This is a genomic window from Acinetobacter sp. YH12137, from assembly GCF_013418535.1.
Classification (GTDB): domain Bacteria; phylum Pseudomonadota; class Gammaproteobacteria; order Pseudomonadales; family Moraxellaceae; genus Acinetobacter.
This window is the reverse complement of record NZ_VPBW01000056.1, coordinates 1-11,527: the sequence shown is the minus strand read 5'-3', so window position 1 is coordinate 11,527 and position 11,527 is coordinate 1. Positions and strand designations below refer to the sequence as shown.

The window sequence follows — 11,527 nt, the reverse complement described above, 5'->3', positions numbered from 1 at the left end:
GTTGAATTTCCTTGTCAGACATAGTGATCAACATCTCTAATTTATATCCAGTCCATGATGGTAAAAACCATCATAAACTAGACATTTTTATTGGTGAGAATATAGACACTTTAAATGGTTTCTAACACTTAAATTTCGCATAAGAGATTTTATGTTAAATCTAGCCTGTTTGCCCTTTTATTTTTGAATTGTTTACTAGATGGCAGCATAGTTGAGTAAAATCGAATAATATGATTAGAATCATGAAATTTAGTGCGTAATCCAGACTATTACTTTAAATAGTTACCTTTTTACTCTCTACAATTCAGATTAATATAATTATCTATATTGGATATAGGCACATTCAATGAAAATTTTTAAATATTCATTTGTAATTCTAGCTGTAGTTTCAGTCTCTGCTTATACCATGAGTGACCGGCAGTCCACACAGTTTCAGGTCAAAATAAAAGTCAATGAAATTTGTGATATCGGCACAGGTTCTACTTCTAATATAGATTTTGGTACGATTTCTCGTAATACCCAAAATATCCAGGCAACGGGTAGTCTAAATGTTTCATGTACTAATGGTACGCCTTACAATATTTCACTAAATAGTGATGGTACACTAAAGAATACTCAGGATGCTTCCTTGAAGCTTTCATATCGACTTTATCAAGATGCATCTATGAGCAAAGAATGGGGAAACAGCTCTGAAAATCGTTTTTCACAACACGGTACAGGACAAACTCAAAATATTACCATTTGGGGGAAAGTGCCTGATACTAACGTTCCTGCCGGTCAATATATAGATACAGTTACTGCTACGATTACCTATTAAATATAGAGTTTTCTAATAAGTTAAAGTCACAGTAATGGTATCGGAATATTTCCCTATACTGCTAATGCTTTGCGATGGGACCATCGCATAAATAGGGATAGTCTGGTGGGTTACAGAATATGAAGTATCCGCCTGCCAAATGTTCGAGTGACTTGGATCCTGATATAAACCGTATTGAATATAACTTCCTAAAGAATTTTTCATACGTCTTTGTGAGCCCAATGGATTTAGACCATTATTTAAACTTACCTTCATATTGGTACCCATTGGACATGCTAACTGAATAGTCCCTGAACGATATAAAGTATTATTCAATAGCCCCACTGAACCAAAATCTATATCTGATGCAGATAAAATCAAACAGCTATTTTCATAGTTAGAATTGACGACTATATTGTTAGTTGAGCTATTTTGACTAGCTAGAGCTTCTAAATCTGAAGGTACTTCTAAGCCATAGCGATAAGCATAGTATAGCTTTATGGAAGTACTATTGGTTTTATAGGAGCCGGCAGGTACATTTTGTCCTGCAAGAACTTGACCATACATTTTGACCAATGTACTCGGACTTCCTGTATTAGCACCTACTTGAACAGACTGGCACTGAGCTGTATTTTTAGCGTCTGAGTTTGGTATCTTGCGTGTTCGTGCGACATCATAATATAAGTTATAATTTAATAAGGAAGCAGGATAGTTATCATAGTTAATCATTGTGCGAGGATCTTTAGCCGCTGGATCTATACTATCAACTACCATACATATCTTATATGTCACGGGCTGACTCCAGTTTGAATTACATGTTACGGTAATATCCGTAGAAGCTGTCATCGAGCCTTGAATGTTCGCTGTGCCTAGGCTTAAATTACCTCCACTTACCCAGCAACTCTCTGCATAAGCAGATGAAGAGCATATGCTATAAGCTAAAAACAATAAGCTCATACAAGCTAAACGCTTGATGAGGCCATAAGCTTTGATTCGGTTAAATTGATGAGTTATTGACATACCACCCTTCCTAAATCGCTAAAACCTTCAAGAGTGGAAACTTCAGGAAGATTCACTTGGCATTGCTTAAGCTCATCGCCAATATATAATTTATTATTTTTCACATCATCTAAATATACAATACCATCATGAGCTACAATGGTTTTAGGAGGCTGCTGTATTGATGGTTGAATATCCCAAACAGATTTACCCACTGCTAGATTCTCTCCCTGATCATCGACTGCCTGTAATTGAACGGATTTCACTTGATACATTGGAAAACGAACGAATACACCACTTGCCTGACGAGGTACAACATCTTGCTGTGTTGTTTCTATTTTTAAATTTATGGGTAGGTTCAGGGTATCAACTGCTACACTATTATGCTGATATGGATTTAGACGATCCAATAGCAAATATCCTTTCTGATTAGTTTTACCAATCAAACGATTCTCCATACGCACCGGTACGCTAGCAATATTATCTGTTGAGACAATAGCAAATGAACCGTTACTCAAACGTGTGGGGAGTATCACATCTTTTAGAATAACTAACCCTCCGTTGACTGAGGCAAATGCACTGGTATTATTTTGTTGGTCTGATGCTGTATGTTGCACATTTAATTGTGCTAACCCATAGCGACCGAGATAGTCGATCTGCCCCTGAAACTGTGAGTATTGATCTGTACGATTGGCCATGGCTTGCCATCCCATCCCTCCCTGATCTTGATTTAGCGTATGCATTATATTCACACCAAACTGTTTGTTATCATGACTACGCTGTATTGATGCTGTGGCTGAGTTACGTTGCGCCCAAGGGATATTAAGTGATAGATAATAACTATCTTTCTTATTAATTAAATCATGCGTATAACCTAAATTTAGGTTCATACGTTGCGGCAAGATATAAGACCAGTTCAGCAATACAAACTTACTCTCTTGCTCTGTGTATTTTTGCTGGATATAGCTACTTCCCAACTGACCAATTTTAGTATTAAAACCTATATAAAATTGGTCTGATTTACTGGCAAATGCCGCATCATTCAAGCTGGCAATGTCATTAAACTCACCAAACTGTCGTAGTCCATTATAATTTAAACTTATTAATGGAGAGTTCCAGCTATAACCTAGGCCTAATAATTGTCCATGTTGCTCAGGTGTACGACTATAAGCATAAGAGAGATTAAGCTGTCCTGCACGTTTGCCTAATTGATAGAGTGTGCCTAATCCTACCTGTTGCAATTGATCGGTCAATTCAGTATGTGTTTCCAGAGTAAGTTTATTTAATATTCCATAACGATAGCTCCCACTAAATGCAGGATCTTGTGCATAATCAAATGAAGATAAGCCATAATTTAACTTTGGATAACCTACATTAAAAGACCAGTCATTTAAGCCTTGTGCGAGTAGGTTATTTGTACCATATAAGGGAATACTCAGTACTTGCTGTTGGCCATTAATATCTGTAATGACCATTTGTGCATTGCCTGCACCTGTAATACTCGGTACTGATTGAATATCAAATTGCCCAGGTACTATATTTTCTGAAAACTGCTTAATACCATTAATTATTAGATCCACTTGTGATGGTAATGCTACCTGGCCTTTAAAACTCATTAAGGGAGTCGTCACGGTATAGGGTTGTAAAGCGAAATTTTTCGATAAGCTAAGACCACTCAATCGAGTAGAGCGTGTCCATGATAGGTAAGCGTCCGCTGAACCCCATGCCTATTTTTTTAATTTGAGTTGGATTTCCAGCGATGTGGCAGTAATTCTTCTATTTGGGTCGCTTTATGTGTCGGCAGCCTTTTCAGCACATCACTGAGATAGGCATACGGATCCAGCCCATTCAGCTTTGCTGACTGGATTAAAGTCATGATATTGGCCGCTCGTTGACCACTGCGCAGCGAACCTGCAAATAGCCAGTTCTTTCGTCCCAAGGCCCAGGGGCGCATTGAGTTCTCTGCCCAGTTATTGTCAATGGGTAGATTGCCATCATCCAGATAGCGGCTTAAAGCTGGCCAACGCTTCAGACTGTAATTGATGGCCTTGGCGGTTGGAGAACTCGATGGCACCGTCAGATCATGTTGGTTGAGCCATTCATACAGTTGTTGCATCACCGGTTGGCTGTGCTGTTGTCGGTATTCGCGGCGGTGTTCTGCTGTACTATCGGTCTTTTTCCTGAGTTCTGCTTCTATCGCATACAGTTTCTGAATCATCAGTAATGCCTGTTCAGCGATCTGACTTTTCCCAGTCACATGTAGCTCATGGAATTTACGACGTGCATGCGCCATGCAGCCCACCTCAATGACCTGGCCTGATTTAAAGCGTGCTTTATAACCACTGTAATCGTCACAGACCAGATGACCCTGCCTGCCATTCAGGAACGCTTCAGCATGCTGACCTGAACGACTATCCTGAAAGTCATAGATCACTGCCTGAACTGGATTGTACTGTGTAGTGGCATAGGCCCAGACATAACCTTTCTTCGGTTTTTTCTCATCATCACCCATCCGCATGATGGTGACCGGCGTTTCATCGGCATGGATCACCCGCTGTTGCAGCACCACCTGTTTTAAAGCATTGGCCAGAGGTTCCAGTTCTACACCGCAGCGACCTATCCAGTCAGACAGGGTGGATCTGGATAGATCAATTCCTGCGCGTAGAAAGATTTGACGTTGACGGTACAGCGGTAAATGATCAGCGTATTTCGAGACCAGCACATGGCTCAGTAGTTCAGGTGAAGCAATGCCTTTATCAATCACATAGGCGGGCATCGCTTGCTGAGTCAGGGTGTCGCACTGATCACAGACCCATTTGCCACGAACATGCTGTTCCTTATAGAACTGTGCCGGTCTGAAATTCAGTTTTTCACTGATATCTTCGCCGATACGACGGAGTTGGCAGCCACAAGCACATTGGGTTGATGTTGGTTCATGCTCAATACGAATGGTGTGTAGATGATCGGGCAGCAGTCGACGTTTAGGTTTATTTGCTTTGGCTTTCTGTGTCGCTGCATCGGTTTTATCTGCATTCAGCCGTTCCAGTTCCAGATCAACGGCTGCAATATCTTCTTCGACCGCTTCATCCCAGAGATGGATTTGTTTTGCGGTAAGATGTTCGTTTTTACTGCCGAATTTGTGCTTTTTAAACAGCGCCAGTTCATGCTCGTATTTTTGGTTGAGAATAGAAAGATGTTGAACTTGAGCATCTAATTGCTGATTGGATACTTCAAGATGCTGAACTTTGGTATCTAATTGTTGGTTATCTTCTGCGAGTTGTTGATGCTGCATTGCCAACTGTCTGGTAAATTCCAGCAGTTGTTCATGGGTCAGTTGGCTTAAGTCAGGCAGCGTATTCATGACCGCAGTATGCCTGAGGTCATGACGCAGAGGAAATAGAACGTTTGGAGAATAGCAGAATGCACCAACCTGGTTTAGAGCATCGTCACTACCTGCTGTTGTCCAATGCGCTGCCAGGGCAAACCCTGGATCAGTGCCTGTAACTGTTCCGGGCTGAGGGCTACGCTTTCACCCTGGTGAACTTTAGCCCAGTGAAATTTGCCCTGTTCCAGCCGCCGGGCACACAGCCAGATCCCCAGTCCATCATGCACCAGTACTTTCATGCGATGGCCACGTTTATTACAGAACAGGTAAGCACAATGCGGTTTGATGTAGCCAAAGGCTCTCACCACCTGAGCCATGGCCGTATCCATTCCTGCTCGCATGTCCATGGGCTGGGTAGACAACCAGATTTCATCGATACGGATCATGTTGCCAGTGCCTTGAGTAATTCTGCTAAAGCAGATATTTCTGATACTTGCCATTTCAAGCCAATTTCTGCTTTTGAGTGGGGTAAAGTAATTTGAACCGTTAACATGTCAGTAGGAGTAGGATCTAATGGTGCAGAGCAGGATAAGGCAATAAATGCAGGTTTATTCGGTAGTGGTGAGCGATCATTCCCTGGCTTAGCATCAATTAAGCGAATCCATTTGGATACAAGATTTGTATTCAATCCATGTTGCAAAGCGACCGAAGCAATTGAAACGTCCGGTGCTTTACAAGCCTGAACGATCTGCTGTTTAAATTCAGCACTGTATGTTCTTCGTTTTTTCGCAAGAGATGCGATGGATGTCTGGTGATTTGTAGTCATAAATTTTAGTCCCCACTTGTTTTTAAGTGGGGACTAAATTAAGGCTTATAGGATGAATTCATAAGGTGTGTTCAGCGGACGCTTACCATGATAGTGCATTACTTTGTGCATCACCTAAACGTAGTCTAAGCAATTTTTCTGGGATATCTTTTTCCCAATATGTATCCAGTATATGATGATTTATAAAGGCATTATCTTGATATTGGTAGTTACCAGAAAGGCTGAATACCCCACCAAATAGCCCAAAAACACGAAATTCATTCCAACCATTTAAAGAAAATATATTCTCATACTGCTGAGCAAAAGCAGTGTAATTGAGTAAGATACCTGTTTTTTCATGCAATGGATTAACTTTTGCAGCAGGCAGATGCTGATAGCCATATTGATGTTGACTGCTTAACAGTGTAATAGGTACTTGGATTGAGATTTTTTGATTGAGGTCGTCATATTTATAGCTTAGCCCTTCAATCTGATCAAGTGCGATATAGGATACCTGATCAATTATGATTGGTTCTATCTCGGTAGTAATGGCGAAATTTTTTAAGGAAGCTACATCAATATAGAGTTGCTGATCTTGTTGTAAAAAATGACCAATTTGAATCTGTGTAGACTGATTTACTTCTACATCCAAATACAATTCCTGTTGAATCGCACTGGCTATATTGGATGAGTATTGTTCTGCAAATGTTGTCGGTGCTGTGACCAGCATCATTCCTGCAAGTATAAAATTGCTTGCTCGAACATTCAATGATCAGAAACTCCCTATCCCTAAAGCTTATTTTGTATTAGGGAGATAATGGTAGAGTTTGTTCACGAAGATCCATATTAACTACAGCTATAAACTTTCCACCACGCGTAACATTTATATTATTTGGAATTTTCCATTGCATGCTTTTCCCACTAAGTACATAACCCATCAATCCCATTTGAATTGGTATTTTTTTGCCTTGCGCATCCATGTAGGCAAACTGACTAAAGCGCTTATAATGACCAGACTGATTGTTGATTGTTAGTGTTTGCTTATTATATTTAAAGCTCATACCTTGCAGGGATGTTATGCCTTGATCTGTATCATTAATGTCCGATACTTTTAAAAAAACAGGAATGGAATATTTGAGTAACAATTGTAGACCACTTTGTACATTAGTCTGGGAGTTAGGTAATTCATCCACGATGAGGCGATAAGCTTGTTCAGTCGTATTTGCTATTTGAGTATTGCGGATCAATCGAACCAATTGCCGTTGTCCGGCAGGAATGCTAATGACCATAGGACTAGCAATTAGATCTTTGGAGTTTGTTAAAATATCTTGTTGATTGCTTTGTGTCCAAGCGTTCACTCGTACTTGTGCACGAATACTCTCATTACCTGTATTGGTCAACCAAAGTTCTTTGACTTTTTCTTGCGGTGAAAATTCTAATAAAATAGGCGCAACTTGCAAACTGGCAGCATGCGCCTGTGTTATAAAAATACTAGCTGCCAAGATTCCTGCACCACAAATGTGGAATACATGAGAGAATTTGGCTGGCTTTTTCATGTGGACTCTTTACGATAATAAAAATTAATAAGTTACTGTGGCTGTGACGGTATCTGCATAGTTACCAGCGCGTACATTTGTAGAGCCAGATAATTTAGCAACTACCGGGATAGTCTGTACACTACCTGAACCAGTTGCAGAATATCGATTATTGTCGTTGTCCCACTCTGCTGTATCACTGGATGCTTTAAATAATTGATAAGCAATGCTAGACGTAGGGTCAGTCGTATGAGTCATTTTTCCACTATTAGATAAACCAACGCTGTAGGGTGTCTGACTGGTACAGGTTACATTTAGATTACCTGTTTTATCTGTTGCTGCGATACCACTATTTACTTGACCAAAATCGATATCTGTAGCACTGATCGCACATGTTGATACAACTTCAATTTTAACTTGGAAGGTTGTATCCGCAACTTTAGTAGAAGCATTCGTCTGTCCTGCTATAAATAATCCAGAAGAAGCTAATAATGCGGTAGTGATAAAGTTTTTCATATAAGGGCCTATTAATAATGAAACAGATGGTTTTTTTAAAAACTTGCTGTTATTTTTTAATAGTTTCATAAAAAAATTTTACTACTAAAAAATAGAGTGTGAAACATATCACATTTTATGACTTTTTCAATATTTATTGACGTTATTTTAAGCGACTTTAACTCGTATCCTGGACGGCACACCCGACGCTGATTTAAGAAATCTAAATAATAAAAAACCCCGGCATCCTGCCGGGGTTTTTTATTGTCGCTGATTGTGCTGTTGTACCCTCTGGTCCATGTGCAATAACTTATAATTTTTGTTTTATGTTATGGAACTTCCTGTTCCTGATGAGTTCATCATAGGAAAGTTCCAGTATCCTAGATAGCCGCAAAGGGCCGAGATTCACGTAAGCCTGAGCGTACAAAATAGCCTAAATTTTATCCACAAAAAATGTGGATAATTTTAAGCATTCAAGCATTGATAAAATTTAAAAAATTGCAAAATCGACTACTTTTTAAACAAATTTATTGGCAAGAACTATCAAAACTGCTCATAAAAAAGCCGACTTGTTTCCAAGCCGGCTTTTCGACATCGTCGAGCATTATCACTATAACACAAGTATTTGATTTTTATGTGTTTAAAATATGCTGTTAGTTTCATATAAGGTGTATTATGTTAATTTTAGGAAATCTAAATACTCTTTTGATTCACACGCTTTGAAAGCTCTTCTGCACTTTCTACACGTTCAGAGTAACGGTCAGTGAGATATGAGGACTGTCCCCTGGTTAAAAGCGTAAATTTATAAAGTTCTTCCATCACATCGACAATCCTCATGTAATAAGAAGAAGGCTTCATACGACCATCCTCTTCAAACTCCAGAAATGCTTTAGGAACTGAGGACTGATTTGGTATCGTGATCATACGCATCCAACGCCCTAAAATACGTAATTGATTTACAGCATTAAAGGATTGCGAACCTCCACAAACTTGCATTACAGCTAAGGTTTTACCTTGCGTTGCACGGATTGCACCCGCTGCTAATGGAATCCAATCAATTTGAGCTTTTAATATTGAACTCATTGAGCCATGACGCTCAGGAGAACACCAAACCATGCCCTCTGACCATGCTAATAGCTCATGCAGTTCTTTGACCTTTGGATGTTGCATATCACCATCTTCAGGCAGAGGTAGCCCTTTTGGATGGAAGATTTTCACTTCCGCACCAAAATATTCAAGAATTCGACCAGCTTCCTGAATAGCTAAACGGCTATATGATCGATCACGATTTGAGCCATACAGAAGCAGTATTCTTGGAGGATGTTCAAGGTTCTTTGCCTGAACTTTTTCTAAAGTCGGTTTTTCCAAAAGACTAAGATCAATATTTGGTAAGTTCATTAGCTTCATGCCTCTTTAAAAACTTTTTTTCTCAGCCATAGCGAAACTGTCACTAAGGCAATCAATACAGGCACTTCAACAAGCGGTCCAATCACTGTTGTGAAAGCCACAGGTGAAGCTAATCCAAAAGTGGCAATCGCTACAGCAAGTGCTAATTCAAAATTGTTGCCTGCCGCAGTAAAGGAAATAGCAGTTGTTTTAGGATAATCGTTACCCATCCACTTACTCATAAAGAAGCTGATGAAGAACATCGCAACAAAGTAAATTGTCAAAGGAATAGCGATCCTAAGTACATCTAGAGGAAGGCTAACCACTTCACCACCTTTAAGGCTAAACATGGCTATAATCGTGAATAAAAGCGCAATAAGGCTGATTGGGCTAATCTTTGGGATAAATCTAGATTGATACCAATCCACCCCCTTCTGTTTGACTAAAATCAACCGAGTTAAAAATCCAAGTAAGAACGGAATACCTAGATAAATAAGAACAGCATAGGTAATTGTCCAAAAGCTCACATTAATGATTTGTGCTTCTACCCCAAAGAATGGTGGTAAGAAGGTTAAGAATAACCAGGCATAAGTACTAAAGAATAAGATCTGGAAGATACTGTTAAACGCGACTAAGGCAGCGACATACTGATTGTCACCACATGCCAAGCCATTCCAAACCAAGACCATAGCAATACATCTGGCCAAACCAATCAGAATGAGACCAGTCATATATTCCGGATAGGAGTGCAAAAAAATGATTGCCAAACCAAACATTAAGCAAGGTGCTATTAGCCAGTTTTGAACGAGAGATAATGTAAGGGTTCGCTTGTCCTCAAATACTTTAGGCAAAGTCGCATAGTCTACTTTGGCAAGTGGTGGATACATCATCAAAATAAGCCCTATTGCGATAGGGATATTCACTGAATTAATGCTTAAGTGATCGAGTACCACAGATGCTTGAGGAGAAAATACACCAATACCTACTCCTAATGCCATGGCAATGAAAATCCATAGCGTTAGATTTCGATCTAAGAATGAGAGCTTTGATCCGGACATTGAATTACTCGCATTGCATAGAGATAGATAAGTTGCTTGCAGATTTATTCAGTACTTCATCATTTAAGACATTGAGCACTGCATTTACCCATTCTGGTAAATCAGGATTTAATCGGTAATACACCCATTGTCCCTTACGCTCATCTAACAAAATTGAGAGATTACGAAGTAAAGCCAGATGACGAGAAATCTTAGGTTGGCTCAGTTGTAATATCTCTGTGATTTCACAAACACATACATTTTGTCTTGCTAAAATAATTTTTAAAATATCTAGACGTGTCGGGTCAGATAGGCATTTAAAGAAATCTGCTTGATCCATAATCTACACTCCAATATATGCTATTGCGAATATACGCATATCCATATATAAATGCAATATTATTAAGTTCTGAGTTAATCCAATGTCATCGAAAGTTAAGATCTATCACAACCCAGCTTGCGGAACATCAAGAAATACATTAGCTCTCATTCGAAATACAGGAGAAGAACCTGAAATTATTGAATACCTTAATACCCCTCCGAGTAAGAGCGAACTCATTAATTTAATTGAAAACGCAGGGATTTCTGTACGTGAAGCTATTCGCAAAAATGTAGAACCCTTTGAAACGCTCAAGTTGGATCAGCAGCACTGGACAAATGAACAGCTCATTAATTTTATGCTTGAGTATCCAATTTTAATTAATCGTCCATTTGTAGTGACTGAGTTAGGCGTAAAACTATGTAGACCATCTGAACTCGTTTTAGATATTTTGTCTGCGCCTCAATTAGGAGCTTTTACCAAAGAGGATGGTGAAATAATCATCGATAAAAATGGTAAGCGGATTAAATAAATCCGCCTCATTTAACATAAAATCTCTTATTCGAAATTCAGTTGTAACCCCAAATAGAAATGTCCGGTTTATCGATTGCTCGACCTAAGATCTCAGAACATAAGAATTTGATGATCACCCTGGTTCTCAAAACTCGATACTTTATTGAAAAGTTCTATCGAGGCTTATAAGGGCACTGTTGCAAATAGAGATTTGAGTCGATGAAGTTCCTTTTTAAAAGTGCTTAGAGACCGAAAACCCTGTTGATTAGACACACTTCACCTTGAGGCTGACCATAATAAAATGACGATGCTTGTCC

General features: G+C 39.3%; 13 protein-coding genes and 1 pseudogene. 2 read left to right on the top strand and 12 right to left on the bottom strand.

Features of this window, described 5'->3' with window-relative positions; genetic code table 11:
* Positions 1-346 precede the first annotated feature (346 nt).
* Positions 347-817, top strand: a complete 471-nt coding sequence (locus FTU72_RS15460; RefSeq protein WP_166134623.1) for a spore coat U domain-containing protein — start codon at positions 347-349, stop codon at positions 815-817.
* A gap of 12 nt (positions 818-829) precedes the next feature.
* Here the strand turns inward: FTU72_RS15460 and FTU72_RS15455 are convergent, their stop codons facing one another.
* The 11 genes from FTU72_RS15455 to FTU72_RS15405 all read right to left on the bottom strand — a co-directional run bounded on the left by FTU72_RS15455 (position 830) and on the right by FTU72_RS15405 (position 10,718).
* Complete coding sequence (locus FTU72_RS15455) at positions 830-1,816, bottom strand: spore coat U domain-containing protein (protein WP_180053076.1); 987 nt, start codon at positions 1,814-1,816, stop codon at positions 830-832.
* Complete coding sequence (locus FTU72_RS15450; RefSeq protein WP_180087660.1) at positions 1,807-3,474, bottom strand: fimbria/pilus outer membrane usher protein; 1,668 nt, start codon at positions 3,472-3,474, stop codon at positions 1,807-1,809. Before FTU72_RS15450 ends, FTU72_RS15455 begins: the two co-directional genes overlap by 10 nt.
* A gap of 56 nt (positions 3,475-3,530) precedes the next feature.
* Positions 3,531-5,156 carry an IS66 family transposase gene (locus FTU72_RS15445; protein WP_180053074.1) on the bottom strand — a complete coding sequence of 542 codons (1,626 nt, stop codon included), beginning with the start codon at positions 5,154-5,156 and terminating at the stop codon, positions 3,531-3,533.
* 74 nt (positions 5,157-5,230) lie between these two features.
* A complete protein-coding gene (tnpB, locus tag FTU72_RS15440; RefSeq protein WP_004282310.1) occupies positions 5,231-5,566 on the bottom strand; it encodes an IS66 family insertion sequence element accessory protein TnpB in 336 nt (111 codons plus the stop codon).
* A complete protein-coding gene (locus tag FTU72_RS15435; protein WP_004691518.1) occupies positions 5,563-5,946 on the bottom strand; it encodes a transposase in 384 nt (127 codons plus the stop codon). The genes tnpB and FTU72_RS15435 overlap by 4 nt, the downstream gene beginning before the upstream one ends.
* Before the next feature lie 82 nt (positions 5,947-6,028).
* Complete coding sequence (locus FTU72_RS15430; RefSeq protein WP_180053073.1) at positions 6,029-6,694, bottom strand: hypothetical protein; 666 nt, start codon at positions 6,692-6,694, stop codon at positions 6,029-6,031.
* 37 nt (positions 6,695-6,731) lie between these two features.
* On the bottom strand, positions 6,732-7,481 hold the full coding sequence (locus FTU72_RS15425) for a molecular chaperone (protein ID WP_145755959.1): 750 nt from the start codon (positions 7,479-7,481) through the stop codon (positions 6,732-6,734).
* A gap of 24 nt (positions 7,482-7,505) precedes the next feature.
* Positions 7,506-8,045 (bottom strand): spore coat U domain-containing protein, encoded by a 540-nt coding sequence (locus tag FTU72_RS15420; protein ID WP_180053072.1) that lies wholly within the window; start codon positions 8,043-8,045, stop codon positions 7,506-7,508.
* A 603-nt stretch (positions 8,046-8,648) separates the two neighbouring features.
* On the bottom strand, positions 8,649-9,353 hold the full coding sequence (arsH, locus tag FTU72_RS15415; RefSeq protein WP_166138391.1) for an arsenical resistance protein ArsH: 705 nt from the start codon (positions 9,351-9,353) through the stop codon (positions 8,649-8,651).
* A 5-nt stretch (positions 9,354-9,358) separates the two neighbouring features.
* Positions 9,359-10,399 (bottom strand): ACR3 family arsenite efflux transporter, encoded by a 1,041-nt coding sequence (gene arsB / locus FTU72_RS15410; protein ID WP_166138388.1) that lies wholly within the window; start codon positions 10,397-10,399, stop codon positions 9,359-9,361.
* 4 nt (positions 10,400-10,403) lie between these two features.
* On the bottom strand, positions 10,404-10,718 hold the full coding sequence (locus FTU72_RS15405; protein ID WP_166138385.1) for a metalloregulator ArsR/SmtB family transcription factor: 315 nt from the start codon (positions 10,716-10,718) through the stop codon (positions 10,404-10,406).
* Between the two features lie 82 nt (positions 10,719-10,800).
* Between FTU72_RS15405 and arsC the strand changes: the two genes are divergently transcribed.
* Positions 10,801-11,229 carry an arsenate reductase (glutaredoxin) gene (arsC, locus tag FTU72_RS15400; protein WP_166138382.1) on the top strand — a complete coding sequence of 143 codons (429 nt, stop codon included), beginning with the start codon at positions 10,801-10,803 and terminating at the stop codon, positions 11,227-11,229.
* Between the two features lie 223 nt (positions 11,230-11,452).
* Here the strand turns inward: arsC and FTU72_RS15395 are convergent.
* Positions 11,453-11,527, bottom strand: a pseudogene (locus FTU72_RS15395) (IS6 family transposase); the annotation flags it as partial.